Origin of the sequence: Sandarakinorhabdus oryzae, assembly GCF_009733735.1 — a bacterium.
Lineage (GTDB): Bacteria > Pseudomonadota > Alphaproteobacteria > Sphingomonadales > Sphingomonadaceae > Sandarakinorhabdus > Sandarakinorhabdus oryzae.
Window position 1 is genome coordinate 1 of record NZ_WNJP01000004.1, and the last position, 26,256, is coordinate 26,256.

At 66.4% G+C, this 26,256-nt stretch carries 22 protein-coding genes; 9 read left to right on the top strand and 13 right to left on the bottom strand.

What is annotated here, in order from left to right; all coding sequences use genetic code 11:
- Positions 1-105: 105 nt before the first annotated feature.
- Together GJ693_RS00995 and GJ693_RS01000 are read right to left on the bottom strand one after the other, a co-directional pair.
- Positions 106-1,119 carry an arginine N-succinyltransferase gene (locus GJ693_RS00995; RefSeq protein ID WP_156254511.1) on the bottom strand — a complete coding sequence of 338 codons (1,014 nt, stop codon included), beginning with the start codon at positions 1,117-1,119 and terminating at the stop codon, positions 106-108.
- Positions 1,119-2,336 (bottom strand): hydrolase, encoded by a 1,218-nt coding sequence (locus tag GJ693_RS01000; RefSeq protein WP_156254471.1) that lies wholly within the window; start codon positions 2,334-2,336, stop codon positions 1,119-1,121. The genes GJ693_RS00995 and GJ693_RS01000 overlap by 1 nt, the downstream gene beginning before the upstream one ends.
- 188 nt (positions 2,337-2,524) lie before the next feature.
- Here GJ693_RS01000 and GJ693_RS01005 point away from each other — a divergent pair, with 188 nt between their 5' ends.
- Positions 2,525-4,084 (top strand): amino acid permease, encoded by a 1,560-nt coding sequence (locus GJ693_RS01005; protein WP_156254472.1) that lies wholly within the window; start codon positions 2,525-2,527, stop codon positions 4,082-4,084.
- A gap of 179 nt (positions 4,085-4,263) precedes the next feature.
- Here GJ693_RS01005 and GJ693_RS01010 read toward each other — a convergent pair whose 3' ends face one another.
- Positions 4,264-5,250 carry an adenosine kinase gene (locus GJ693_RS01010; RefSeq protein ID WP_156254473.1) on the bottom strand — a complete coding sequence of 329 codons (987 nt, stop codon included), beginning with the start codon at positions 5,248-5,250 and terminating at the stop codon, positions 4,264-4,266.
- A 76-nt stretch (positions 5,251-5,326) separates the two neighbouring features.
- On the opposite strand from GJ693_RS01010, the gene GJ693_RS01015 reads away from it, so the two are divergent.
- A complete protein-coding gene (locus tag GJ693_RS01015; protein WP_235902535.1) occupies positions 5,327-6,037 on the top strand; it encodes an EI24 domain-containing protein in 711 nt (236 codons plus the stop codon).
- Positions 6,038-6,685: 648 nt separating this feature from the next.
- Here GJ693_RS01015 and GJ693_RS01020 read toward each other — a convergent pair.
- Positions 6,686-6,907, bottom strand: a complete 222-nt coding sequence (locus tag GJ693_RS01020; protein ID WP_156254475.1) for a hypothetical protein — start codon at positions 6,905-6,907, stop codon at positions 6,686-6,688.
- Positions 6,908-7,026: 119 nt separating this feature from the next.
- Between GJ693_RS01020 and GJ693_RS01025 the strand changes: the two genes are divergently transcribed.
- Both GJ693_RS01025 and GJ693_RS01030 read left to right on the top strand, forming a co-directional pair.
- A complete protein-coding gene (locus tag GJ693_RS01025) occupies positions 7,027-8,235 on the top strand; it encodes an acyl-CoA dehydrogenase family protein (protein ID WP_156254476.1) in 1,209 nt (402 codons plus the stop codon).
- Between the two features lie 52 nt (positions 8,236-8,287).
- Entirely contained in the window at positions 8,288-9,403 is a 1,116-nt protein-coding gene (locus GJ693_RS01030) for an acyl-CoA dehydrogenase family protein (RefSeq protein ID WP_156254477.1), read from the top strand.
- A 74-nt stretch (positions 9,404-9,477) separates the two neighbouring features.
- Here the strand turns inward: GJ693_RS01030 and GJ693_RS01035 are convergent, their stop codons facing one another.
- The 5 genes from GJ693_RS01035 to GJ693_RS01055 form a co-directional block, all read right to left on the bottom strand.
- On the bottom strand, positions 9,478-11,400 hold the full coding sequence (locus tag GJ693_RS01035) for a TIR domain-containing protein (protein ID WP_156254478.1): 1,923 nt from the start codon (positions 11,398-11,400) through the stop codon (positions 9,478-9,480).
- Positions 11,401-11,510: 110 nt separating this feature from the next.
- The gene (locus GJ693_RS17620) at positions 11,511-11,858 is read right to left on the bottom strand and encodes an acyl-CoA dehydrogenase family protein (protein WP_328598808.1); all 348 of its coding nucleotides are present in this window, start codon (positions 11,856-11,858) and stop codon (positions 11,511-11,513) included.
- Positions 11,827-12,732: a CPBP family intramembrane glutamic endopeptidase gene (locus GJ693_RS01045; RefSeq protein WP_197041860.1), complete on the bottom strand. Its 906-nt coding sequence runs from the start codon at positions 12,730-12,732 to the stop codon at positions 11,827-11,829. Before GJ693_RS01045 ends, GJ693_RS17620 begins: the two co-directional genes overlap by 32 nt.
- Before the next feature lie 31 nt (positions 12,733-12,763).
- Positions 12,764-13,579, bottom strand: a complete 816-nt coding sequence (locus GJ693_RS01050; RefSeq protein ID WP_156254480.1) for a helix-turn-helix domain-containing protein — start codon at positions 13,577-13,579, stop codon at positions 12,764-12,766.
- 25 nt (positions 13,580-13,604) lie between these two features.
- Positions 13,605-14,840, bottom strand: a complete 1,236-nt coding sequence (locus tag GJ693_RS01055; protein ID WP_156254481.1) for an acyl-CoA dehydrogenase family protein — start codon at positions 14,838-14,840, stop codon at positions 13,605-13,607.
- Positions 14,841-15,064: 224 nt separating this feature from the next.
- On the opposite strand from GJ693_RS01055, the gene GJ693_RS01060 reads away from it, so the two are divergent.
- From GJ693_RS01060 to GJ693_RS01070, 3 genes are all read left to right on the top strand, one after another.
- Entirely contained in the window at positions 15,065-15,346 is a 282-nt protein-coding gene (locus GJ693_RS01060; protein ID WP_156254482.1) for a hypothetical protein, read from the top strand.
- A 115-nt stretch (positions 15,347-15,461) separates the two neighbouring features.
- Positions 15,462-17,810 (top strand): zinc metalloprotease, encoded by a 2,349-nt coding sequence (locus GJ693_RS01065; RefSeq protein WP_156254483.1) that lies wholly within the window; start codon positions 15,462-15,464, stop codon positions 17,808-17,810.
- Between the two features lie 161 nt (positions 17,811-17,971).
- On the top strand, positions 17,972-19,525 hold the full coding sequence (locus GJ693_RS01070) for a cryptochrome/photolyase family protein (protein ID WP_156254484.1): 1,554 nt from the start codon (positions 17,972-17,974) through the stop codon (positions 19,523-19,525).
- Here GJ693_RS01070 and ald read toward each other — a convergent pair.
- On the bottom strand, positions 19,489-20,604 hold the full coding sequence (gene ald / locus GJ693_RS01075; RefSeq protein WP_156254485.1) for an alanine dehydrogenase: 1,116 nt from the start codon (positions 20,602-20,604) through the stop codon (positions 19,489-19,491). The genes GJ693_RS01070 and ald overlap by 37 nt on opposite strands.
- 132 nt (positions 20,605-20,736) lie before the next feature.
- On the opposite strand from ald, the gene GJ693_RS01080 reads away from it, so the two are divergent.
- Positions 20,737-21,189, top strand: a complete 453-nt coding sequence (locus tag GJ693_RS01080) for an Lrp/AsnC family transcriptional regulator (protein ID WP_156254486.1) — start codon at positions 20,737-20,739, stop codon at positions 21,187-21,189.
- A 70-nt stretch (positions 21,190-21,259) separates the two neighbouring features.
- Here the strand turns inward: GJ693_RS01080 and GJ693_RS01085 are convergent, their stop codons facing one another.
- On the bottom strand, positions 21,260-23,380 hold the full coding sequence (locus GJ693_RS01085) for a sodium-translocating pyrophosphatase (RefSeq protein WP_156254487.1): 2,121 nt from the start codon (positions 23,378-23,380) through the stop codon (positions 21,260-21,262).
- 145 nt (positions 23,381-23,525) lie between these two features.
- Here GJ693_RS01085 and GJ693_RS01090 point away from each other — a divergent pair, with 145 nt between their 5' ends.
- Entirely contained in the window at positions 23,526-24,812 is a 1,287-nt protein-coding gene (locus GJ693_RS01090; RefSeq protein WP_156254488.1) for an aminotransferase class V-fold PLP-dependent enzyme, read from the top strand.
- Here the strand turns inward: GJ693_RS01090 and thiL are convergent.
- Together thiL and nusB are read right to left on the bottom strand one after the other, a co-directional pair.
- Positions 24,809-25,732 (bottom strand): thiamine-phosphate kinase, encoded by a 924-nt coding sequence (gene thiL / locus GJ693_RS01095; RefSeq protein ID WP_156254489.1) that lies wholly within the window; start codon positions 25,730-25,732, stop codon positions 24,809-24,811. The genes GJ693_RS01090 and thiL overlap by 4 nt on opposite strands.
- 5 nt (positions 25,733-25,737) lie before the next feature.
- On the bottom strand, positions 25,738-26,190 hold the full coding sequence (gene nusB / locus GJ693_RS01100) for a transcription antitermination factor NusB (protein WP_156254490.1): 453 nt from the start codon (positions 26,188-26,190) through the stop codon (positions 25,738-25,740).
- Positions 26,191-26,256: the final 66 nt, after the last annotated feature.

A 26,256-nucleotide genomic window follows, 5' to 3' on the forward strand; every position in this document is an offset into this window, starting at 1 on the left:
GCCCAGCCCGGTGCAGCCGCGCGGGCACGCGCAACCGCCGCCGCCACGCCGCCCACCGGCCCACGCCAGATCGCTTCGCCGGTGCAGGGATCGGTGGAAACAAGCTCAGCAGGCGACATGACGGATCCTCGTGCCGGGTGTCAGGCCCAGGGGTTCGGCAATGGCGGCGGGCAGGGTGCGGCCGGCATCAGCCAGCGGCGACAGAAAGGCCTGGAAACCGTGCAGCGTACCGCTCGCCACCAGCGCGGCCGGCGCATCGATGGTGTCGGCCAGGGCGGCAATCTCGCTCTCGCCGGCGCCACGGATGGTTTTCAGATCATCGATGCGGGCGCTCACCGTCGGGCCGCCGTCGAAGATGTCGACATAATTGTCGAAACTGAAGCCTTCGGCGAGCAACATGGCCAGCGCGGCGCGGCCGGTGGGGTGCGGCTGGCCGATGGCCGCCCGCGCCGCTTCAGGCAACAGCGCGGTGTAGATCGGGTGTTTCGGCATCAGATCGGCGATGAACTGGTTGCCGTGCACGGCGTTGAAGCGGTCGGCCTCCGGGAAACTCAGATCGAAGAACTGGCGGCCCAGCGCATCCCAGAACGGCGAGTTGCCGCTTTCGTCCATCACGCCGCGCAGCTCGGCAATGACCCGGTCGCCAAAGCGCGCGCGGTGCTGGGCGATGAACAGGTAACGCGCCCGCGCCAGCAGCCGGCCCAGGCCGCCGGTGCGCAGATCGGGGTGCAGAAACAGCCCGCCCACTTCCGACGCGCCGTCGAAATCGCTGGTCAATGACAGGAACTGGATGCGCAGCGTGCGGTCCAGTTCCTTGCTGGTCTGGGTGAGGGTGGAAATCTTGTAACTGTAGAAGGGCCATTCGGCGCCGACCCGGCTGAACACCATGCCGGTGCCGCCGATGCGCCCCGTCGCCACCTCTTCAAGCAGCAGCAGGTACAACTCGTTCTCCGGCGCAGCGTCGGTGCGGGCGAAGCTGGCGTCGGACCAGGCCAGGCGGCGAGCCAGCGCGCCTTCATCCTGCGGCAGGTTGGTGAAGCCGCCACCGGTGAGCCGCGCCAGTTCCAGCACGGCCGGCAGATCGTCCATCCGCGCCGGGCGGACGCGCCAGAGGCCCATCATCGCTGCCACCCCGCCTGCGCCACGCGCATCAGCACCAGGGCGGCCAATCGCGCCCGCTCCTCCAGCGAATCGGCGCATAGAAACTCCTCCGCGCTGTGAATGGCGCCGCCGCGCGGCCCCATGGTGTCCACCACGGCAAGGCCTGTCGCGGCGAGATTGTTGCCGTCACACACGCCGCCGGTGTCGCGCCAGCCGATGGCGAGGCCGATGGCGCTGCCGCAATCCTTCACCAGGTCAAACAGGCGCTGCTGGTTGGCATCGAGCGGTTTGGGCGGCCGGGCGAAACGGCCGTGGACATGGACATGCACATCATGCGCCGCCGCCACCGCCGCGACGATCTCGTTGATGCCGGCTTCGGCGCGCAGCTGGGCCGCGGCCGAGCGCGGCCGCATGTTCCAGCGCAGCACGGCGTTATCCGGCACGATATTGTTGGGCCCGCCGCCATCGATCTTCGCCGGATTGACCGAGAGATCATCGCCGGCCAGCGTGGCCAGCCGCAGCGCCAGATCGGCGGCGGCGAGCAGCGCATTACGGCCATCCTGCGGGTTGCGCCCCGCGTGCGCCGCGCGGCCGTGGATGGCGGCCGAGAAATTGCCGGATCCGGCCCGCGCCCCGGCCAGCGTGCCATCGGGCAGCGCCGGCTCGAAGGTAAGGCCCAGGTGACAGCGTTTGGCGGCTTCGGCCAGCATGGGCGCCGATCCGGGGGAGGACACCTCCTCGTCCGAATTGAGCACCACCTCCCAACCGATCGCATCGGCAAACGGGCTGGCTTCCAGCGCGGTCAGCGCCGCCTTGATGACGGCAATGCCGCCCTTCATGTCGGCGACGCCCGGCCCGTTCAGCGTGTCGGCATCCATCCAGCGGCAGGCCTGGAACGGATGATCAGCGGCAAACACCGTGTCCATGTGGCCGGTCAGCAGCACTCGCACCGGAGCGTCGGGCCGCTTGACGATGTGGAGATTGTCGCCGTGGGCAAGGCTGCGCTCCTGACCCGTCGCATCCAGCTGGGTGGCCGGCGCGGCGGCGACGCGGCGGGCGGTGCCGCCCAGTGGCGCAAACGCCGCCTCCAGCACATCCACTTGTCGCGCCAGGCCAGCCAGATTGCGGCTGCCGGTGTTGATCGCCGCCCAGGCCTCGATCTCGGCCAGCATGGCGGGGCGCTGCCCGTCGATACGGGCCAGCGCAAGGGCTTCGACGGGCGTCAGGCTGGTCATCGATGCACCATAATCTGTGATTGATGCCACCGCCACCCATTTTTGTGATTCAACTCACATCAGCGCGCCAGGCTGGGCTGCTCTGCCACCTTGACCACACGCACTATTGCTGGGCATGACGGACGGATGAAATGGCGTCGGCTCCGAGGGAGGGGTCTGGTGCCACCGGGTTCGTAAGGGGAAATTGCTTGAACAAATGGCGCGTCAAGTCGCTGGATTCGATTCTGGCGACCGCTGAGAAGAAATCGCTCACCCGCTCGCTGGGGGCGTTCCAGCTCACCATGCTGGGCATTGGCGGCATCATCGGCACCGGCATCTTCGTGCTCACCGCCGAAGCCGCGCAATTGGCCGGCCCCGGCATGCTGATCAGCTTCGTGCTCTCCGCCGCGGTCTGCGGCCTCGCCGCGCTCTGCTACGCCGAACTGGCCGCGATGGTGCCGGTTTCGGGCAGCGCCTACACCTATAGCTATGCGACCTTCGGCGAGATCCTGGCCTGGATCGTCGGCTGGGCGCTGGTGCTGGAATATGCGGTGGCGGCATCGGCGGTTGCGGTCGGCTGGTCAGGCTATATCGTTGGCGTCATTCAGAATTTTGCCGGCATCGCAATCCCGCCGGAATTGGTCAACGGGCCTTATGCCGGCGGCATCATCAACCTGCCGGCGGTGGGCATCGCGCTGGCCGTCACCTGGCTGCTGGTCATCGGCACCAAGGAAAGCGCCACCGTCAACGCCGTGCTGGTGGTGATCAAGGTGCTGGCGCTGGCCGCCTTCGTGGCGCTCGCCCTGCCCGCTGCCCAGTCAGACAAGTTCGTGCCCTTCCTGCCGCTCGGCATCACCGGTTCGATCTCGGCCGCCTCGATCATCTTCTTCGCCTTCGTGGGCTTCGACGCGGTCTCCACCGCGGCCGAAGAGACCAAGGACCCGCAGAAGAACATCCCGATCGGCCTGATGGGCAGCCTGGTGATCTGCACCATCTTCTACATGCTGGTCGGCGCCGGCGTCATCGGCGCCTATGGCGCGCAGCCGGTGTTTGGCCCCAACGGCGAAGCCCTGTCGCCGGGCAGCCTGGAACTCACCGCCCAGTGCAAGAGCTTTGCCGAAGCCACCATGCCGGTGGTCTGCTCCAAGGAAGCCCTGGCCCACGTGCTGCGAATGATCGGTCACCCCGGCATCGGCAACGTGCTCGGCCTAGCTGCCGGCTTCGCGCTGCCCTCCGTCGTGCTGATGATGATGTTCGCGCAGACCCGCGTGTTCTTCGTGATGAGCCGCGATGGCCTGCTGCCGGGCGCCTTGTCGAAGGTCCACCCGAAATATCGCACGCCGCACGTGGTGACGATCATCACCGGCCTGGGCGTGGCGATCTCGGCGGCCTTCTTCCCGGTGGGGCAGCTGGCCTCGGTCTCGAACGGCGGCACGCTGTGCGCCTTCTTCTTCGTGTCGCTCGCCATCATGACCCTGCGGCGCACCGATCCCGATCGCCGGCGCGTATTCCGCACGCCCGCCGTGTGGGTGGTGGCGCCGCTCGCCGCGCTGGGCTGCCTGCTGCTCTTCGCCTTCCTGTCGATCGAGGCGCAGATGGTGTTCTTCGGCTGGGCGGCGATCGGCCTGGTGTTCTACTTCATCTATGGCCGCAGCCGCTCCAACGTGGCGAGCGGCGTGACCGAAGTGGGCGAGCTGAGCCCGGACGTGCCGCCGCAGGGCGTTGCGCCGCTGCCGGGGATCCATACGCCGGGTGGGAAAGATGCGTGACCGGCCAGTGATTATCGCGCAGCGATAATCACGGACTCGGTCGCATCCGGACGGCGAGCGAAAAGGGCGGCCCCAACAGGCCGCCCTTTTTGACTCGTCCGACGGCGCGGCTTCGCCGCGCACTACTTGCCTTCCTCTAGCTTCCAAGCGGACTCGGCGGCTTTGCCGCCGGCCGCGCCTCAGTCCAGCTTGCTCGCCACCAGTGTCCGCAAATCCGCCTCCGGCCGCGCGCCGAAGTGCGAAATCACTTCCGCTGCCGAAATGCACCCAATCCGCGCGCAGTCGGGGAGCGACCGCCCCTGCACCAGCGCCGCCATGAAACCGCCCGCAAACAGATCGCCTGCGCCGGTGGTATCCACCACCTTGGCCACCCGTTCCCCCGGCACCTCATACCGGTGCCCGCCGCCGATCACGACCGCGCCCTTCTCGCTGCGGGTGACGACGGTGATGCAGGCGTGCCTGGCCAGCTCCGCCATCGCCGCGTCGATATCGTCGGTCTGATACAGGGCTTTCACCTCATTCTCGTTGCCGAACATGATGTCGACATGGCTTTCCAGCAGAGCGCGGAAATCGCCGCGGTGGCCTTCCACGCAGAACACGTCCGACAGGGTGAAGGCCACCTTGTTGCCCGCCTCGCGCGCCACCTTGATCGCCGCCTGCATGGCCGCGCGCGGCGCCGCCGGATCCCACAGATAGCCTTCCAGATAGAGAATACCGGCCTGGGCCACGAGCGCCGCATCAAGATCGCTCGAATCCAGTTCCTGGCAGGCGCCGAGATAGGTGTTCATCGTGCGCTCGCCATCGGGCGTCACCACGATCAGGCAGCGCCCGGTCGGCGGACCACCGCTGGCCGGCGCCGTGGCGAAATGCACGCCGGCGGCGCGGATATCATGGGTGAAGACCTGGCCGAGCTGATCACTGGCCACCCGGCCGACAAATGCCGTCCTCGCGCCCAGTGCCGCCGCACCCACCACCGAATTGGCCGCCGAACCGCCGCTGATCTCCCGCCCCGGCCCCATCGCGCCATAGAGCGCCTCGGCTTCGGTGGCATCGATCAGCCGCATGCAGCCATGCTGGATGCCGCGGCTGGAGAGGAAATCCGGCGTCTCGCTGCTGATCACGTCAACGATGGCGTTGCCCATGGCGAGAATGTCATACTGCGGCATCAAAAGCTCCTGACGAACGTGCGCGAGCCTTAGCGGCTTGCCGCTGCCCTGCCCACCCCCTACCTAGGTGGACGAAATGCCCGCCGCCTTCATCCTCAGCTTCGCGCAATTGTGGGACCCGGCCATCCGCCGCGTCCTGCTGCGCGCGCTGTTGCTGACATTGCTGCTGTTCGCCGGCCTGGCGTACTTGGTGTTCAAGGGCATCGCCATGATCGAAACGGCTGGCTGGCCGCAATGGCTGCAAAGCTTCTGGACCAACGGCGCCGGCGACGCCGCAGCTGTCCTCCTCTCCCTCCTCCTCACCTGGCTCGGCTTCACCAGCATCGCCACCGCCGTGATGGCCATGTGGCAGGACGAGATCATCGTCGCCGTCGAAACCCGCTACTACCCGCAAGCCAAGGGCCACGCGCTCGGCTTTGGCGTCGAGTTCGCCATGGGCGGCCGCGCCGCCATCCGCGTCGCCCTCATCAACGCGCTGCTGCTGCCAGCCTACCTCCTCCTCCTCGTCACCGGCATCGGGCCGCTCATCCTGTTCATCATCGCCAACGGCTGGGCGCTGGGCCGCGAATATCTCGAAGCCGTCGCCGCCCGTCACGTCCCGCTGGGCGAAAGCCGCGCCTGGCCCGGGCAGCACAAATGGGACAGCTGGGGCATCGGATTCCTGACCGCCGCCCTCTTCGCCCTGCCCTTCTTCAACCTGATCGCCCCCCTGATGGGCGCGATGATGGCAACCCACATCTTCCACCGGGAACGGGAAGAGGAAGCGAAAGCGCGGCCAGCCAGTTAAGCACGCGTCACCGCGGCGAACGCCGGGGCCCATCGCCCATGCCTCCCGCCAAGCGCGCCTTTTGGGGTAGAGTCACAAGAAGGCCTCCGGCGGGCAGGGTCGCAGACCCTGCACCCGGCTGTTTTCAGTCGACCCTCTGCGACTGCTTTGGGGCGATCTTTTGCCTTTGCCGAATGGGAGCAAGTGTGGCAGCCTTGCGGCATGTCACTTTATTCGAAGTCTTGGCTCCTATCCATTTGGCTGTTCTTGTTGTTTCTTACCTGTCCTCTCTGGTTAGCTGTTTTGGATCGAAGCCACCTGTTGATCGGCTTCGCCTTCTTATTGGTTCAGGGCCTCTTGCCGTTCGCCTTCCGCTGTCCGAATTGTGGCCTTTCGCTGTTCAGAAGCAACAAGGGCTTTTTTGCATTGAACACGCCTTGGCCTCGATCGACATGTGGTCATTGCGGTCGCGACCATCGGTTCGCGACGAATTGAGCATCCGCAGAGCAGTAGCAATCCGGCATTACGGGAACTGAGCGCCCAAAAACGAAAGTGGGTGCAGGGCCTCAGGCCCTGCCCGCCGGAGGCTTCTTCTTTAATCTACCGCGAGGAGCGCGGTTGATGCTGCGATTGGGCAATGGGCCCCGGCATTCGCCGTGGTGACGGGGGTCAGATGATCCCGCCGCCCATGAACAGGCGGAACGCGCCGACGACGATCACCACAAGGTTGAGGTTCCGCCCGGCGTCCTTGCCCGACAGGAAGCCCAGCCCCAGCCCGACCATGGCGAGCGGGATGATCGCCCAGTTGGCCCAGCCGAGGAACGGCAGGAAGGCGAAGACGGCGAGGGCCAGGGCAAAGAGGCCAATCACCAGCGAGAGGGCGTTCATCATGCCCCTGATGTGGGGACCCGGCGGGCGCGCACAAGACGCCGCAGCGACATTATTCACAGGGTTGTGCGGCTCTCGAATCAGGTTTACGTAAACGTCAACCTGCTTTGGGGAGTGAAGCCATGGACCTGAATTTCAGCGCCGAAGATGTTGCCTTCCGTGAGGAAGTGCGAGCGTTCATTCGTGATCATTATCCCGCCTATCTGCACGACAAGATCGACGAAGGCGAGGAGATGGAGAAGCAGGATTTCCTGGCCTGGCACAAGGTGTTGCATGCCAAGGGCTGGATCGCCCCGGCGTGGCCGGTGGAATATGGCGGCACCGGCTGGACGGCGACGCAGCGTTATATCTGGTCGGAAGAGACCGCCCGCGCCGATTGCGTGCGGCTGATGCCGTTTGGCCTCTCCATGGTCGGCCCGGTGATCTACACCTTTGGCACGCCGGAGCAGAAGGCCAAGTTCCTGCCCCGCATCCTGTCGGGTGAGGATTGGTGGTGCCAGGGCTATTCGGAGCCGGGTTCGGGGTCTGACCTTGCGAGCTTGCGCACCCGCGCCGAGCGTTTCACCGGTGAAGATGGCAAGGAATATTACCGCGTCAACGGCCAGAAGACCTGGACGACGATGGCGCAGCATGCCGATTGGGGCTTCTTCCTCGTCCGCACCGATCCGGCTGCCAAGATGCAGGAGGGCATCAGCTTCCTCCTCATCGACATGAAGACGCCCGGCATCACCGTGCGCCCGATCATCACCCTGGGCGGTGAGCACGAGGTCAACGAGGTGTGGCTGGAAGACGTGATCGTGCCGGTGGAAAACCGCGTGTTCCACGAGAACAAGGGCTGGACCTGCGCCAAGTTCCTGCTCGCCCACGAACGCACCGGCATTGCCGGCGTTGCCGCCTCCAAGCGCAACGTGGAGCGCATCAAGCAGGTGGCCCGCAACACCGCCGATGGCGGCGACGCGCTGCTGGCCAACCCGTTCTTCAAGCGCAAGATCGCCGAGCTGGAAGTCGATCTGGCCGCGCTGGAATATACCGAGTTGCGCACGCTGGCCGGTGAGTCCAGCGGCAAGGGCCCGGGGCCGGAATCCAGCCTGCTGAAGATCAAGGGCACCGAAATCCAGCAGCGGCTGACCGAGCTGGCGCTGGAAGCCGCCGGCACCTATGGCGCGCCCTATTTCCGTTCCATGGGTGAAGGCGACAACAGCTTCGCGGTCGGTCCGGACAGCGCGCGTCGTGTGGCGCCGGTCTATTTCAACATGCGCAAGACCAGCATCTATGGCGGGTCCAACGAGATCCAGCGCAACATCATCGCCAAGATGGTGCTCGGCCTTTGATATGAACGACCGCCGCTCCCCGGCGGGGGGCGGCACGCCTTGGGGAACGACGATGGATTTCAATTTCACCGAAGAACAGACCATGCTGCGCGACATGCTTTCGCGCTACCTGGCGGACACCTATGATTTCGACACGCGCCAGAAGGTGGTGCGCGAGGGCAAGGGCTGGAACCCGGCGGTGTGGAAGGCCTTTGCCGAGGAGCTCGGCATCCTGGGCGCCTCGTTCAGCGAAGCGCACGGCGGCCTGGGCGGCGGCGCCATCGAGAACATGGTGCTGATGGAGGAAATGGGCCGCGCCATCGTGCTGGAGCCCTATCTCTCCACCGTCGTCATCGGCGGCGGCGCGCTGAAGCATGTCGGCGGCGCCGTGGCGGATGCGGTGATCCCCGGCATCATCGCCGGCACCACCCGCATCGCCTTTGCCGCCTATGAACCGCAGGGCCGTTTCTATCTCAACGATCTCACCACCACGCTGAAGGGCGGCATGCTGAACGGCCAGAAGGCCGTGGTGGAAAGCGCCGCGCACGCCACGCACCTCCTGGTGACGGCACGCACCGGTGGCGCCCAGCGGGACGCCGGCGGCATCGCGCTGCTGCTGATCCCGGCCGACGCGCCCGGCATCACCCGCCGCGATTATCTCACCGTGCACGGCACCTCGGCCAGCGAAGTCTATTTCGAGAATGTCGCGGTCGGCGCCGAGCATGTGCTGCGTGCAGACGCGCTGCCGCTGATCGAACAGATCGTCGATGAAGCCACCGCCGCCGTGTGCGCCGAAGCCTGCGGCGTGCTGAAGGTGCTGCACGCGCAGACGCTGGATTATGCCAAGCAGCGCAAGCAGTTCGGCAAGGCGATCGGCGATTTCCAGGTCATCCAGCACCGGCTGGTGGACATGTTCATGGAGGTCGAACAGGCCGTTTCGATGACCATGATGGCGACGCTGAAGCTCGACACGCCCGAACGCAGCGCCGCGGCTTCCATGGCCAAGGCCAAGGTGGGCAAGGCCGCCAAGTTCGTCGGCCAGAACGCCGTGCAGATCCACGGCGGCATCGGCATCACCCAGGAACTGGCCGTCGGCCATTATTTCAAGCGCGCGACGCTGATCGAGAATCTGTTCGGCAGCGTGGACTTCCACCTGTCCCGCTACGAAGGCATCGCGCTGGCGGCATGAAATGCTCCTTCCCTCCGGGGGAGGTATCGCGCAGCAATGAAGGGGGCCGGGCATAACGCCCGGCCCATTTCATGTTACCGCCGCTTTGGCGGCACGAACAGATCGGGCGGAACCACCGCATCGCGAACGGCCTTAAAACGTGATTCCCGGCTGATGGGATCGAAGAGTGGATCAATCGCTATAAAAGTGATGCCGACTTCCTTGGACCGCAGCGCCGTTTCGAGCGCATCAAGGGCGGCGGCTGTTTCGCCGCGCTGCGCATGAACGGTCGCCATGTAGGTGTTGATTGAATCGTCACCGCGCTTGCGCAGTTGGAGCAGCGCCGCATCAGACGCAGCGCGATTGCCCGCGCGTGCTTCGATGATCGCCTTGTAGGAAAGTCGCATCTGTTCCTGCTGGATATTGCCCAGATTTGCGCGAGCCGACTCAATATCGTCCATGCAGAGAAGTGCGCGAATCAGAAAAAAGATGCCTAGCTGATTGTTGCTCAGCGCCGACGCGTGTCGGCTCGCCTCGGCAGCCTCCCTGTATCGACGTGCCGCGTACAGGGTCTTGCCGTACGTGAAGTAATAATATGGGTTGAATGGATCGAGCGAGGCCGCTTCGCGTATGATGGAGACGGCGCGATCCGGATCAAACAGTTGCAACAACTGCGTGAAACCGAAGATGACGCCCACATCGGCAGGTGCCAAGGCGATGGCGCGCTCGCCCTCTGCCAGCGCTCGCCGCAGATCCACCGCCGTTAGATATTGGAAGGCCAGCGACTGCCTGGCAAACCCCGATTCCGGCGCAATCGCAACCGCTCGCTGGCTGGCGGCCATTGCTTCGTCCTTCAAGACTGCCTGATCCGCGGCCGATGTGGCGAACGCGACAAGATTGCTTTTTGCAAATGCCGCACCGGCCCATGCAACGGCACAATCCGGATCTATTGCGATTGCTGCGTCCAGCAATGCCAGGGTCGCCAGAAAGCCTGCCTTGCTGTCAGCGCTGGAGAATGCCTTTCCGGCTTTCAGCAGCAGTTCCTGTGCGCGCGGATTGCGGCTCCCGCCGACCACAACAAGGCCAGCTGCCTTGGCAAGCCTGGTGCTCAACGCCCCCACGACGCTGGTGGCGATCTTGCTCTGGATGGCCAGCGCATCGCCAATCGGCTGATCATAGCTGTGCGACCAGCTTTCAACGCCGGTGCGACCGTCAACCAATTGCGCACCAATGCGGATGGTGGTGAGCGAGCGGCGGACGCTGCCGGTGAGAATGTGATCGACGCCGAGTTTTTCCGCCACTGCTGGCAAGTCGTCGGCATTGCGAAACTTCTCGGAACTGACCCCGCCGATCACCTTCAGTCCCCTGATCTGCGACAGTGCGTTGCGCAGTTCCTCGGCAATGCCATCGGAAAAAAACGCTTGCCCCGGATCACCCGACAGATTGGCGAATGGCAGTACGGCCACGCTGGCGGTGCCATCGTCTGCCTGGCCGCCAAACGCCCGCCAGCCTGCGAACCCGCCAGCCGCCAGCGCCGCCACTCCAGCCGCGCCGCCAATCAGCACGCGCCGGTTGGGGCCTTTCATTGATGCAGTCGCCGGCACCGGGCCGGCCTTGGCCGCCACCGGCCTGGCCAGCTGCCGCGTCACTTCCGCGACGAACGCCAGCAGGCGCGGGTCCTTCGCATTGCCCTTCCAGCCAAGCAGATCGGCGGACTGCCTGAGTTCGAACATCACCGGGCGTTGGCAATCCTCGATCATCGCCGGCATCAGCGCGCCGCGCTGCATGGCGACGGTGGCCTCGGATCGCACCCAATCCGATACGACCGATGTCTTTGACCACAGCACGACTACCACCTTCGCCTCACGCAGCGCGGCCTCCGTCACCTGATCATACACCTCGCCCGATTTCAGCGCCTGGTCCCACCAAACATCATGCCCGGCGGCCTTCAGCGCTGCGGCCATGCGGGCGGCAACGGAGAGATCGGTGCGGCTGTAGGACAGGAAAATGTCAGGCACAGGCACAGCCAGACACGGTGGCAGCAGGCCGGCACACGGCACCCGTTCGCATCTATCGCCCCCGCAGCGGCGGACCAGGAGGGCAAGCCGAACCTCACCATACCAAGCCGTTACCGGGCTGGCCAGCGCCGCCTTGGGAGGCTGGGCGCGCCTAGATTAGGTCCCCCCCCGGCCGCCGACGCCGTCGTGCCATGCGCCTGGAACGCCTTGATCACGTTGCGCCCCACCGTCCAGCGGTGCACCTCGTCCGGCCCGTCCACCAGCCGCTGGCTGCGGATATGCGTGTACCAGCTCGCCAGCGGCGTGTCCTGGCTGTAGCCCAATGCGCCGGCGCATGCGGCGAGCACGCACTGCACCGCCTGTAGCTGGTAAAGCGGCCTGCCGACCTGCCTTGCCCGTGCGCCCTGTGGTGCGAAGCTTCTGCCCTCAACCGGGCAGATCGATGCCGCTGCGTTCACGCGACCGTGCAGGCAACAGCAGGCGCAAGCCAGCCACGCTCAACAGGGCAAGCGCAAACACGCTCCCTTCCGGCCCCTCGCCAGCACCAGTGAGCCAGGCCGGCCCGACAGGCACCAGTTTCACCACCAGAGCGGGGAGACCGCTCTCCAGACCCGTGATCGGCACGTCAAAGCCGGTGCCGCCAAACCAGTTCCAACCGACGTGCCAGCCCATCACGCCCCAGATCGCATTCGAACGACGCGCCCAGGCGCAGGCGAACATCGCGAAAACGAAGGTCATGACCAACACCAGCAGGGGTGTCCTGGGTGAGAAGTGCACAAAGGTGAACGCGGCGGAACTCAACAGGAAGGCGGCCGTCGTGTTCCAGCGGCGCGTGACGGTTGAGAACAGCCAGCCGCGAAAAACCAACTCCTCCACGCTCGCTTGCACGGTGAAGCCGGCGAGCAGCAGGGCGATCCAGCCAAGCGCGGCAGGGCTGGCAAAGGCGGGGGCGAGATCGGCGACACGGTATCCGCCAGAAACGGCGATCGCCGTCACGACCGCGCCCATCATCGCCACGCCGATGGCCAATCCGGTTAGGAATCTCTTGAGCCGCCCATCGCCGCGGAGCCCTACACTGGCGACGCTTCGCTTTTCGACCCAGCGCACCCAGCCAAGTACCGCGAGGCCCAAGGCGATGAACGACACCAGCATCAGGAAGAAGCCCAAGGGCCCGCGCGGGTGCCCCCTCGGGTCCGTCAGGCCGAGATAGGCGAGTCCGAGATCGCCCGGCAACATGCTGGTGGCAACAATGAAGATGCAGATGAAGGGGGCGGCAATGCTCGGCGGTATCCAACCCTTTGGCGCTTCGTCGGAAAAAATGATCTGTGTCATGCAGCGCAGGCTAACCGCCCGCCGACGACGTCTATAGAATGATCGTGCGGAACAGGTCCGAACGCAGCCACGCCTTTGGGGTGAGGCCAACGGCCTTGCGGAAGGTGCGGCCAAAATGGCTCTGATCGGCAAAGCCGGCGCCATGGGCAGCATCCACCAGCGTCGCGCCTTCCCGCAACAGCCGCTTGGCCAGATCGACCCGCCGGTACTGCAGATAACGATAGGGGCTGGTGCCCAGCAATGCCCGGAAGTCACGCGAAAGCTGCCAGCGGTCACAGCCCGTCTCGTGCTCAAGCTGCTCCAGCCGCGCACCGAAAACCACGGCGGATTCGAGAAATTCGCGCGCCCGCATCACGGCTGTCCGGTCGGCGATCCTCACCTTTGCCGCCTGGCCTGCCGCATCGTTCATGGCATTGGCCAGATCGTAGAGCGCGTCTTCATAAGCCGCTGGATCCGCATCGCCCGCGCAGTCGATCACCATGGCGCAGGCGGCCGCAATCAAGCCGGGATTCGTCGAGACGCCATTGACGACAAACGGCAGTGCCGCGCCGCCAAGCACGGCCTGGACATGCGTTGGCGGAACATAGGCCGCCCGATAGCTGAATCCCGCCTCATCGTGGCAGTGGCCGTCGTGCAGCTCTTCGGGATGCAGGATCAGCACCTGCCCCGGCAGCGAGTGTCGCATCGACCCGCGATAGTTGAAGGCCTGCACCCCCGCCATCGTCAGCGCGACCGTGTAGGTGTCGTGCCGATGCGGCGAGAAGGCGGCCCTGACCAGCCGGTTCTCGACCCGCTCGATCGGGTCGAACGCGCCGGCCGCAGGCGACGGGATCGGGGAAGATGTCATTGGCCCCATATTGGGGCGTGATTCCCTAAATCAAATCCCCCCCGGCCGCCGACGCCGTCGTGCCATGCGCCTGGAACGCCTTGATCACGTTGCGCCCCACCGTCCAGCGATGCACCTCGTCCGGCCCATCGACCAGCCGCTGGCTGCGGATATGCGTGTACCAGCTCGCCAGCGGCGTATCCTGGCTGTAGCCGAGCGCGCCGTGCAGCTGGATGGCGGTGTCCACCACCTTGTGCACCATGTGGGCCAGGAACACCTTGGCGATGCTGTTCTCCTGCCGCAGGTCCAGGCCTTTTTCCGCCTTGTAGGCGATGTGCAGCAGCATCAGCCGCGCCATGTAGAGTTCGCTGGCGCACTCGGCCAACATGAACTGCACCGCCTGGCGCTGGTAGAGCGGTTTGCCGAAGGTCTCGCGCTGGGTCACGTGCGCGGTGGCCAGATCGAGCGCGCGCTGCGCCATCGCCACATTGTGCATGCCGTGCCGCAGCCGGCCATAGGCGAGGCGATGCTGGCCCATGTTGAAGCCATTGCCTTCGCCGCCGAGCAGGTTTTCGGCCGGCACCACGAGATTGTTGATTTCGATCTCGCTGTGGCCGCCGCCCATCACCTTTGAAAGCGGGCCCTCGATCGCCATCGTCTTGATGTCGCGCTTGATGATGTAGCCGGGGTTGGGCAGCTCGACGATGAAGGTGGAGAATTGCTTGTGCCGCGGCGCATCCGGATCGGTGCGCGCCATCACCACGGCGATATCGGCGGCGCTGGCAGCGGAGGAAAACCACTTCTCGCCGTTGAGGATATAATTCTCGTTGCCGTCCTTCACCGCGGTGGTGCGCATGCCGGTCGCGTCGGCGCCGGCGGCCTTCTCGGTCATCGAATAGCAGACACGCTTCTCGCCATTGAGCAGCGGCTTGAGGAATTTCTCCTTCTGGAAATCGGTGCCATGCGCCAGCAGGGTGAGCATGGTCGCATCGTCCGGCCCCTGGCTGTTCATCGACAGCGCGCCGAGATGGCTCTGCCCCAATTCCATCTGCACCAGCGCGTTGGCGAGCGGGCCGAGGCCCATGCCGCCATGCTCCTTGGGAATGAACGGCAGCCACAGGCCTTGGCGACGCGCCTTGGCGCGCAATTCGGCCAGCACTGTCTTGTAATCGGCGCCGTCCTTCAGCTTCTGCTCGGCCGGCCGGCATTCATCATTCACCCATTGCCGCACCCGCTCGCGGATGGCCTTGGCTTCGGCTGGAATCTCGAAATCGATCGACATGGCTTGGCCTCCCCGCCTGCTTGTGGAGCGAGCATACAGGCCAGCCCAGGGCCCGGCGACTATCATGTTTCGGGCCAGGCGCGGCGGCCCGGCGGGAATCCGGTTCATCAATCTGACGCCGACGTGGTATAAGCTTTAGTTACATCGAGTCGACGCAGACGCCGCAATTGTGCAGCGTGGCAGGCGTGACTGACGGCCTGTGGGGGGTTGTCTTGACGGGGACCGTGACCATCGATTTCCAGGAAGGATTCACCGGAGATGATCTGGAAATCCGCGCTGGCCATCACGTCGTCGCCCGGCTGAACCCGCGCACCCGCCTGCAGACCGGCTGGGCCGGCCGCAGCGAAATTGCCGCCGATCCCGGCGACACGCTGGTGATCGCCCTGCCCGATACCGGGCTGGAAACCCGCTTCGCCGTCCCCGCCGACGCCCGCTATATTCTCGTCAACCGCGACGAGCACGGTCTCCGCATCACCAACACGGAGGACGAGCCAGGGTATCTCTGACCAACAGGCTGGCCTGGCCGCGGTGTTCCCCCATGCCGCAACCAGGCCCCCCGCCACGGCGCAGGGAGGGTCGAATCCACGGCTGTCACACACCCAACCCATGGGAGGACAGACCATGCCCAGGAAGACCAATGGCAACGGCGGCCACAATGGCGGCCACACACCGACCGATCTGCTGATCAGCGAAGACCAGCACCCCGATTTCGTCGCCGGCCGCGTCGACGATGGCAGCCCGCAAGCCTTCACGCCCGTGCCTGACGGGCCGATTCCGCAACCGCCGCCATTGGGTGGCCCGCTGCCCTTCCCGCGCCCGGATCTGCCGATGCCCGGCCTGCCGCGACCGGAACCCTTCCCGTTTCCGGATCGGTTCCCGCCGATCAACCTGTGCGCGGCGGTAAGCGGGCGTTACCGGCTGGTGCAGCCGGTGATCGGCCCAGTGCTGCCCGGTCCAATGCTGCCCGGCCCGATCGGCCGCCCGGTGCCCGTGCCCAGCATCCCGCTCAACCTGATGCGGATGACGGTGCGGGTGGATGTGGACCGCTTCTTCCCGCAACAGCGCATTTCGGTGGAACTGTTCAACCTGTTCCCGCGCCGGTCCAGCCATGTCATCGCCGATGTCACGTCGGATCAATGCCTTGGCTACAACAACCGGCGCGTCACCGCGACCATCAGCTATCGCGACGGCGATGCCTTCCCCGGCACCACCCTGGTGTTCGAGGCGCGGCGCACCACCGGCCTGCGTTATGGCATGTACCGGCTCACCGTGTCGGGCGGCGGCGCCGTCACCCGCAGCTATGATCTGGAATTTGAATCCACCTATTTCGACAGCGTGGAGTTCGAGATCGACCGGGTGAGCAACGCCGGCACCCCGGTGACCAGCATCAACACCGGCACCCACCCCAACCGCCCGGCCGATCTGCCGGTGGAAACGCTGGAGCTGACCACGGTGTACCAGCGCGCCGGCTTTGCCGCCTACTATTCGCCGGGCGCCAACGTCATCCCGGTCAGCGGCGCAGCGGCCAACGGCACCTGGTCGGATGCGGAAATGCACAATGCCATGGTCACCCACTGGTCGCGCTTTGCCAACAAGCCGCAATGGGCGCTGTGGGTGCTGTTTGCTGCCCGCCACGATCAGGGCCGCAGCCTGGGCGGGGTGATGTTCGATGATATCGGCCCCAACCACCGCCAGGGCACCGCGATCTTCACCGACAGTTTCATCCAGGACGCGCCGGCCGGTGATGCCAATGCGGCGGCCTGGCGCCAGCGCATGGTGTTCTGGACGGCGGCGCACGAGATGGGCCACGCCTTCAACCTGGCGCACAGCTGGCAGAAGGCGCTGGGCGTCGCCGGCGGCGGCCCCGGCGATCCGTGGATACCGCTCGCCAACGAGCCGGAAGCGCGCAGCTTCATGAACTACCCCTTCCGGGTAAGCGGCGGCCAGGCCAGTTTCTTCGCCGATTTCCGCTTCCGCTTCACCGATAGCGAATTGCGCTTCCTGCGCCACGCGCCGCGCCGCTTCGTGCAGATGGGCAACGCCAACTGGTTCGTGAACCACAATTTCGAGGCCCCCGATGCGCTGCCGCAATCCGGCCGCTGGAAACTCGCGATCCGGCCCAACCGCGCGCAGAACCGCTTTGCCTTCCTGGAACCGGTGAAGCTGGAGCTGAAGCTGACCAACGCCGGCAGCGAGCAGCAGGCGGTGGAGCATGACCTGCTGAGCGATGGCAAGCACATCAGCCTGCTCATCGCCCGGAAAGGCGGCAAGGCGCGGCTGTGGGCGCCGTTCATGACCCGCTGTGAACGCCACGAAGGCGGCAGCCTGGCGCCGGGCCAATCGCTCTATGGCCAGCATTTCGCCGGGGCCACCACGAGCGGCTGGCTGATCGACGAACCCGGCCTCTACCAGGTGCAGGCCGCGGTCGACATCGATGGCGACATCGTCGTTTCGAACGTGCTGGAGATCATCGTCGGCACCCCGGCCGGGGCCGAGGAGGAGCGCATGGCGCCCGACTGGTTCACCGAAGACGTCGCCCGCGTGCTGGCCTTTTCCGGCGTGCCGGAACTGGCCCGCGCCACCGACACGGTGCGTGAACTGGTGGAACGCTCGCCGGCCAGTGCGGCCGCCATTCACGGTGGGCTGGCGCTGTCGTCCCCGATGCTGCGCAACTTCAAGGTGCTCGGCGATGGCGACGCGCCTGAACTGAAGGTGATCAGCGCCGATCTCGATGCCGGGGTGAAGGCGCAGATCGACCTCTTGACCAAGGCGCCCGACAAGGCGGCGGAGACGCTGGGCCACATCGATTATTTCGGTGCCCTGGATAGCCTCGCCACCACCCTGAAGGACGAAGGCGACACCAAGCGGGCCGGCGACGTGATGACCAAGTCGGTCGCCACGATGAAGGCGCGCAACGTGCTGAAGAGCGTGATCGACAAGGCCGAACGCGCGCTGGCCCGGCTGAAGTAGCGGGAGCCTCGCGCCTTCCGCGGATCCTCTCCCCTTGCGGGAGAGGTCGAGAGACGCGCGCAGCGCGGCCCGGGTGAGGGGTGTTACACGCGCCCTCACCCGGTGCCACGCGACACCACGCCGTGTTGCCGGCCGCCACCCCAGCCCGCAACAGCACCGCCATGACCACCCTTGTGCCCCTGTTGGGCGATCAGCTCTCCCACGACCTCGCCAGCCTGCGCGCCGTCACGCCGGCGGAGGCGGTGGTGCTGATGATGGAGGTGGCCGACGAAGCCACCTATGTCCCCCACCACCCGCAGAAGATCGCGCTGTTCTTCAGCGCCATGCGCCATTTCGCCGAGGAACTGCGCGCGGCGGGCTGGACAGTGGATTATGTCACCCTCGACGATCCCGCCAACACCGGCGAATTCACCGGCGAAGTCGCCCGCGCCGTCGCCCGCCACGGCGCCACCCGCATCGTCACCGTCGCTGGCGGCGAATGGCGCGTGCTGGAAAGCCAGCGCGCCTGGGCCGAACGCACCCGCCTGCCGCTCACCATCCTCGATGATGATCGCTTCCTCTGCACCATCCAGCAGTTCGCCGACTGGGCCCGCCCGCGCAAACGTCTCGTCATGGAGGATTTCTATCGGCTGATGCGCCGGCAGACTGGCCTGTTGATGGACGGCGACCAGCCCATCGGCGGCCAGTGGAATTTCGATACTGACAACCGCAAATCCGTCCCCAAGGGCCACCGCTTCACACCCCCTATCCGCTTCGCCCCTGATGCCATCACGCAGGACGTACTGGCGCTGGTGCAGGCGCGCTTCCACAATCATTTCGGATCGTTGGACAGCTTCGCCTGGCCCGTCACCCGCGCGCAGGCCCTGGAGGCGCTCGCAGACTTCATCACCCACCGCCTCCCCGGCTTCGGCGATTATCAGGACGCGATGGTGACCGGCGAGGACGTGCTCAACCACAGCCTGCTCTCCCCCGCCATCAACCTCGGGCTCCTGTCGCCGCTCGAAGTCTGCCAGGCCGCCCAGGCTGCGTACCGCGCCGGCACCGCGCCCCTGAACGCCGTGGAAGGCTTCATCCGCCAGATCCTGGGCTGGCGCGAATATGTGCGCGGCCTCTACTGGTTTGCCGGCCCCGATTACACCGCCCGCAACCACCTCGGCGCCACCCGCCCCCTGCCCGCGCTGTTCTGGGGCGCGCCCACTGATCTCAAATGCCTCGCCGAAGCCGTGGACGCCACGCGCCGCAACGCCATGGCCCACCATATCCAGCGCCTGATGATCCTCGGCAATTTCGCCATGCTGGTCGGCACCGACCCAGGCGACGTCCACCGCTGGTACCTCGCCGTCTATGCCGACGCACTCGAATGGGTGGAGGCCCCCAACGTCATCGGCATGAGCCAGTTCGCCGACGGCGGACTGATGGCCACCAAGCCCTATGCCGCCGGCGGCGCCTATGTGAACCGCATGAGCGACCACTGCAAATCCTGCCGATACGACGTCAAACACCGCACCGGCCCTACCGCCTGCCCGCTGAACTCCCTCTATTGGGATTTCCTCGCCCGCCACGAAGCGACGCTCAGCAGCAACCAGCGGCTGTGGCGCATGTACGACGGCTGGCGGCGGTTCGCGCCCGACGAGCAGGCGCGGATCAGGGCGCAGGCCGCCGCTTTTCTCGCCGGCCTTCAGCCCAGCACAGACGCCACCGGCACCCAGTCATAACCCAGATCGCGGGCCACCGCTTCATAGGTGACCTTGCCATCATGCACGTTGAGGCCAGCCGCCAGGTGCGGATTGGCCCTGAGCGCTGCCTGCCAGCCCAGATCGGCAATGCGCAGCGCGTGCGGCAGCGTCACGTTGTTCAGCGCATAAGTGCTGGTGCGCGCCACCGCGCCCGGCATGTTGGCCACGCAATAATGCACGATGCCGTCCACCACATAGGTCGGCTCGGCATGGGTGGTGGCGTGGCTGGTCTCGAAACAGCCGCCCTGATCGATGGCGACATCCACCAGCACGGCGCCCGGCTTCATCGTCGCCAGCATGGCGCGCGTCACCAGCTTGGGTGCCGCCGCGCCGGGGATCAGCACCGCGCCGATCACCAGGTCCGCACCCGCCACCTGCTCGGCCAGGCTGGCGCGCCCGGAATAGAGCGTGCGGGCACGTCCCTCGAAATGATTGTCCAGCCGTTCCAGCACCACCGGATCGCGATCGAGGATGGTGACATCGGCGCCCAGGCCCACCGCCATCTGCGCCGCGTGGAAGCCCACCACGCCGCCGCCAATGACCACCACCTTGGCCGGCAGCACGCCCGGCACGCCGCCCAGCAGCACGCCGCGGCCACCATGCGCCTTTTCCAGCGCCGTGGCGCCGGCCTGGATCGACATGCGCCCGGCCACCTGGCTCATCGGCTTCAACAGCGGCAACGTGTTGTCCGGCCCCGTCACCGTTTCATAGGCAATGGCCGTCACGCCCGACGCCACCAGGTCCGCCGTCTGCTCGGGATCGGGGGCGAGGTGGAGATAGGTATAGAGGATCTGCCCGCGCCGCAGCATCGCCCGCTCCGCTGCCTGCGGCTCCTTCACCTTCACCACCATCTCGCAACCGGCGAAGATCTCCGCCGCCGCCGCCTTGATGGCCGCCCCGGCCGCCCCATAATCTGCATCGCTGGCGCCAATGCCATTGCCGGCGCCGCTTTCCACCCACACCTCGTGGCCATGGGCCACCAGCTCGCGCACGCTCTCCGGCGTGAGGCCAACCCGATATTCGTGGTTCTTGATTTCCCTGACGGTCCCGACACGCATGGCAAGGCTCCTTCCCTGAATGCCCGGGAGTATGCGCCCGAACCAACGGGAAGTGCTGCCAAAGATTCCGGCTTTATCGCTCTCTGCCGGGATGATATCCCACCATCAGCGCAATCATCGGGATTTTTTCGCATGGACCGGCAGGATCAGCTCATCCTCAAGGCGCTGCAACGCGACTCGACCGCCGCCATCGCCGATCTCGCCAGCCGGCTCGGCCTCTCCACCTCGGCCTGCCACCGCCGCATCAAGCAACTGGAAGCCGATGGCCTGATCGCCGGCTACCGCGCCGAGCTCGATCCCACCCGCCTCGGCCTGAAACTGGAAGCCTTCGTCGAAATCACCCTCACCAGCCAGAGCCGCGAAGCCATGGACCGCTTCGAAGCCGCCGTCGCCGGGTTCGACGATATCCTGGAATGCCACCTGATGTCGGGCAGCGCCGACTATCTGCTGCGCGTCGCCGCCCCCGATCTCGACCAGTTCGACACCATCCACCGCAACTGCCTCGCCCGGCTCCCCGGCGTCAGCGCCATGCGCTCCAGCTTCGCAATCCGCACGATCAAACGCTGGGGCGGTTATCCGGTGTGACGGGGAAAGGGACAAGAAAAAGGGGCGGCTGGTGGGCCGCCCCTTGCTGAGTTGGTGATAGGATGGGGCCTCAGCCGCCCGCCAGCGCCGCCAGCAGCAGCAGGGCCACGATGTTGGTGATCTTGATCATCGGGTTCACGGCCGGGCCGGCGGTATCCTTGTAGGGGTCACCCACGGTGTCGCCGGTCACCGCCGCCTGGTGGGCGGGGGAGCCTTTGCCGCCGTAGGCGCCTTGTTCGATCACCTTCTTGGCGTTGTCCCACGCGCCGCCGCCCGACGTCATCGAGATGGCGACGAACAGCCCGGAGATGATGACGCCCATCAGCAGTGCGCCCAGCGCGGCAAAGCCGTTGCCCTGGCCGGCCACCGCACTGATGGCGAAATAGACCACCACCGGCGCCAGCACCGGCAGCAGCGACGGCACGATCATTTCCTTGATGGCGCCGGCGGTGACCAGGCCCACGGTGCGGGCATAATCGGGCTTCACCTCGCGGGTGGCGATGCCGGGGTTTTCGCGGAACTGGGCGCGGATATCCTGCGCCACCGCCTGGGCGGTGCGGCCCACCGCGGTCATCGCCATGCCGCCGAACAGATAGGGCAGCAGCGCGCCGAGCAGCAGCCCGACGACGACATAGGGGTTGGCGAGGCTGAAATCGACCGCGACGTCGCCAAAGAACTCCTTGAGGTCGTTGGTGTAGGTGGCGAACAGCACCAGCGCGGCGAGGCCGGCCGAGCCGATGGCATAGCCCTTGGTGACGGCCTTGGTGGTGTTGCCCACCGCGTCGAGCGCATCGGTGCGCTGGCGCACTTCGCCATCCAGGCCGGCCATTTCGGCGATGCCGCCGGCGTTGTCTGTCACCGGGCCATAGGCATCCAGCGCCACGATCATGCCGGCCAGGGCCAGCATGGCGGTGGCGGCAAAGGCGATGCCGATCAGGCCGCCCAGCTTGAAGGTGGCGATGATGCCGGCAACGATCACCAGCGTGGGCAGCGCGGTCGATTCCATCGAGACCGCGAGGCCCTGGATGACGTTGGTGCCGTGGCCGGAATCCGACGCCTTGGCGATGGATTTGACCGGGCGATATTCGGTGCCGGTGTAATATTCGGTGATCCACACGATCAGCGCGGTGACGACGAGGCCAATCAGCATGCACAGGAACAGGTCTTGGCCGGTGAAGCCACCGTCCACGCCCGCGACGTTGATGGCGCCTTCGGCCGCGGCGTTGGCGCCGATCACGGCGTTCATGTCGGGGAAGATGGCGGCGGTGGCGAACCACAGCGCCGGCACCGACAGCAGGCCGGTGACGATCAGGCCCTTGTAGAGCGCGCCCATGATGGAGCCGCCGCCCAGGCGCACGAAATAGGTGCCGATGATCGAGGTGATGATGCACACGCCGCAGGCCAGCAGCGGCAGTTGCATCAGCTTGGGCGCATCGGCGCCGGTGACGAGCAGGGCGCACAGCACCATGGTGGCGCCGATGGTGACCACGTAGGTTTCGAACAGGTCGGCCGCCATGCCGGCGCAATCGCCGACATTGTCGCCCACGTTGTCGGCGATCACGCCGGGGTTGCGATCATCATCCTCGTCAAAGCCGAGTTCGTTCTTGCCGACCATGTCGGCGCCCACGTCGGCGGCCTTGGTGAAGATGCCGCCGCCCAGGCGGGCGAAGATGGAGATGAGCGAGGCGCCGAATGACAGCGCGACCAGCGCGTTGACGACGGCGCGGCTGGTCGGTTCCAGGCCGGACGAGATCAGCGCATAGAAATAGCCAGCGATGGCCAGCAGCGCGAGGCCGGCGACCAGCATGCCGGTGACGGCGCCGGAGCGGAACGCCATGGTGAGGCCGGCCTGCAGCGACTGGCGCGCGGCTTCGGCGGTGCGGACGTTGGCGCGCACCGAAATATTCATGCCGATGAAGCCAGTGGCGCCGGAGAGCACGGCCCCCAGCACGAAGGCGACGGCGGGGATGATGCCCAGGAACAGCGCGACCAGGCCGGCGACGATGACGCCGACAATGCCGATGGCGCTATATTGCTTGGTCAGATAGGCGCCGGCGCCTTCCTGAATGGCGGCGGCGATCTGCTGCATGCGGGGGTTGCCTGCCGATGCGCTGAGCACCTGCTGCGATGTGATCACCCCATAGGCCACTGCGGCAAGTCCGCAGCCGATGGCCAAAACGACGCTGTCCATTGCTCTCCTTCCCCTGTTGCGCTGCCCGCCCGCTTGGCATGGGTCTTGGGCAATTTGTCGCACCATGGCATGGGATTCGGGGAACGCAAGCTGATAGATGACGCGATGCAGCAAGGAGACGGCTGCACATATGGGGGGCCAGGCGATGCAGGTTTCACGGCGCGATGCGATGATGCTGGCCGGCGCGGCTGCCACCGCTGCCAGCGCGGCCCCGGCCCGGGCGCTCAGCCTCCCCGGCATGATCGCGCCCGATGATGAAGAAGGCTGGGCGCGCATCGCCACGCTCTATCCCACCATGGGGCCGGTGACGCAGCTGGAGCATGGCTATTGGGGCAATATGGCCACGCCCGTGGCCGAGGCGCACCGCGCCATCCTGGAGAAACTGAACCGCGACACGTCGGTCTATGCCCGGCGCGCCATGCGCAAGGACCAGGCCGTGGTGCAGGCCCGCGCCGCGCAGGCAATGGGGGTGCAGCCGGAGGAGATCGGCTTTTGCCGCAACGCCGCCGAGGGGCTGCAGGCGCTGATCAGCCAGTTCATCGGGGTGGGCGAGGGCGATGCCATCCTGTGGTCTGACAGTGATTATGACACCAGCCACGCGACCATGCGATCGCTGGCGCGCAGCCGGCGGGCGGTGCCGGTGATGATCAACCTGCCGCGCGCGCCGACACGGGACAATGTGATTGCCGCCTATGCCGAGGCGATCAAGGCCACGCCCAGGCTGAAATTCGTCCTCCTCACCCACGGCACCCACAAATCGGGCCTAGTGGTACCGGTGGCCGAGATCGCGGCGCTGGCCAAGGCGGCGGGGGCGATGGTGCTGGTCGATTGCGCCCAGAGCTTCCGGCAGCGGCCGTTCCTGATCCCGGATTTCGGCGCGGATTATGTCGTGCTCAACTTCCACAAATGGACCGGGGCGCCGGTGGGCGTGGCCGGCTATTGGATCCGGCCCGGCGCCGCCGCGCTGATTGCGCCCGCCGCCGCCGAGCCGGACGCGAAGCCCGACGACGTGCAGGCCAAGGTGCACCAGGGCACGCTGGATTATGCGCCGCAGCTCACCCTGCCGGCCGCGCTGGATTTCCAGGAACAGGTGTTGCCGATTCCGATGAAGCTGGCGCGGCTGCAATGGCTGCGCAACCGCTGGGTGCAACCCTTGCGGGGGCTGTCCGGGCTGGAGATCATGCTGGGCGATGATCCGGCGACATTCGGCGCGATCACCAGCTTTCGCATCGCCGGCCACACCAGCACGGCCGACACTATCGCCATCACCGACACGCTGTTCACCCGCTACAACATCATGACCGTGCACCGGGTGGGGCTGGCGGATGGCGCCTGCGTGCGGGTGACGCCGGGGCTGTTCACCAAAGCGACGGATTGTGACCGGCTGGTGGCGGCGCTGAAGGATCTGGTGCCGCAGATCGCGCGCGGTTAGGCGTGCTCCCAGCCCAGCCGGGCGGGCAGCGAAACCGGCTGGCCAGCGAAGCTGAGCGACAGGCCAACGCCCGCACACACCCGGCCAATCGCGGTCACCGGCGGGCCAGCGGCGGGCGGCGGCGGGACACCGTCGGGCAGCGAAAACAGCAATTCATAATCGTCACCAGCCGTCACGCGGGCCAGCAGATCGTCCAGCGACGCGGCCGGGCGGGACAGCGGCACGGCCTCCAGATCGATCGCCAGCGCCACCCCGCTGGCTGCCGCCAGGCGCTGGGCATCGATCAGCAACCCGTCAGACACATCCATCCCGGCCGTGGCCACCCCGCCCAACGCCGCGCCGAGCGCGAGGCGCGGCGTCGGCCGGCGGAAACGGTTGAGCAAGTGCTTGTCAAACCGGGCTTTTCCCTGCGCGATGGCCAGGCCCAGGCCGGCATCGCCGATGCTGCCCGAGACGTACAGCACGTCCCCCGGCCGGGCGCCGGCGCGGCCCAGCGCCTTGCCCGGCTCGACCCAGCCGATGGCGGTCAGCCCCAGCACGGCGCGGTCAAGCCCGGTGACGGTATCGCCACCCCACAGGGAAACATTGAATGTTTCCAAGGCCCTGGCCAGCCCGGCCACGAAGGCTTCGCGCCAGGCGTCGTCCTCGGCGGCTGACAGCCCCAGCCCGAGCAGCACCCCGGCCGGAGTCGCCGCCATCGCCGCCAGGTCCGACAGGTTCACCGCCAGCAGCTTCCACGCCACGTCAGACGGCGGATCGCCGGGCAGATAATGCACACCGGCGGCCAAAATATCGTGTGTAAACACCAGGTTGCGCCCCAGCGGCGGGGTCCAGACCGCTGCGTCATCAACCAATCCGCGCGCCGCGCTGTTGATGGCCAGGGGCGCAAGCAGGCGGGCGATGAAGTCCCGCTCCGCCATGCCGGTCAGCCGCGCACCCGGCGCGCCACAGCATCCAGCAAGCCATTGACGAACTTGGCTTCCTTCTCGTCGTGGAAGGCGTGGGCGACATCGACATATTCGTTGATCACGGTCGCCGCCGGCACGTCCGCCCGCGCCACCAGTTCATACACCGCAGCGCGCAACAAGGCCCGCATCGGGCGATCGAGCCGGTTCAGCGACCAGCCTTGCGCCAGGCCCGCGCTGATCAGTTCGTCCAGCTCAGCCTGGCGGGCGGCGACGCCGGCCACGACATCGTCGAAGAATGGTTCATCGGCGGCAAGATATTCAGCGCCCTCGATTTCCTGGCCCAACCGGTGGGTGTGGAACTCGGTCAGCAGCTTGGGCACGGTCTCGCCGCGCATCTCGAGCTGATACAGGGCCTGCACGGCGGCGAGGCGGGCCGCCGAGCGGCCGCGATAGTCTGGAATGCTGGTCACGGCGCGGCCTTACGCCATAGTGCGCGGCCCCGGCAAGCGGCGCAACTTGTCCCAGTTTCATACAGG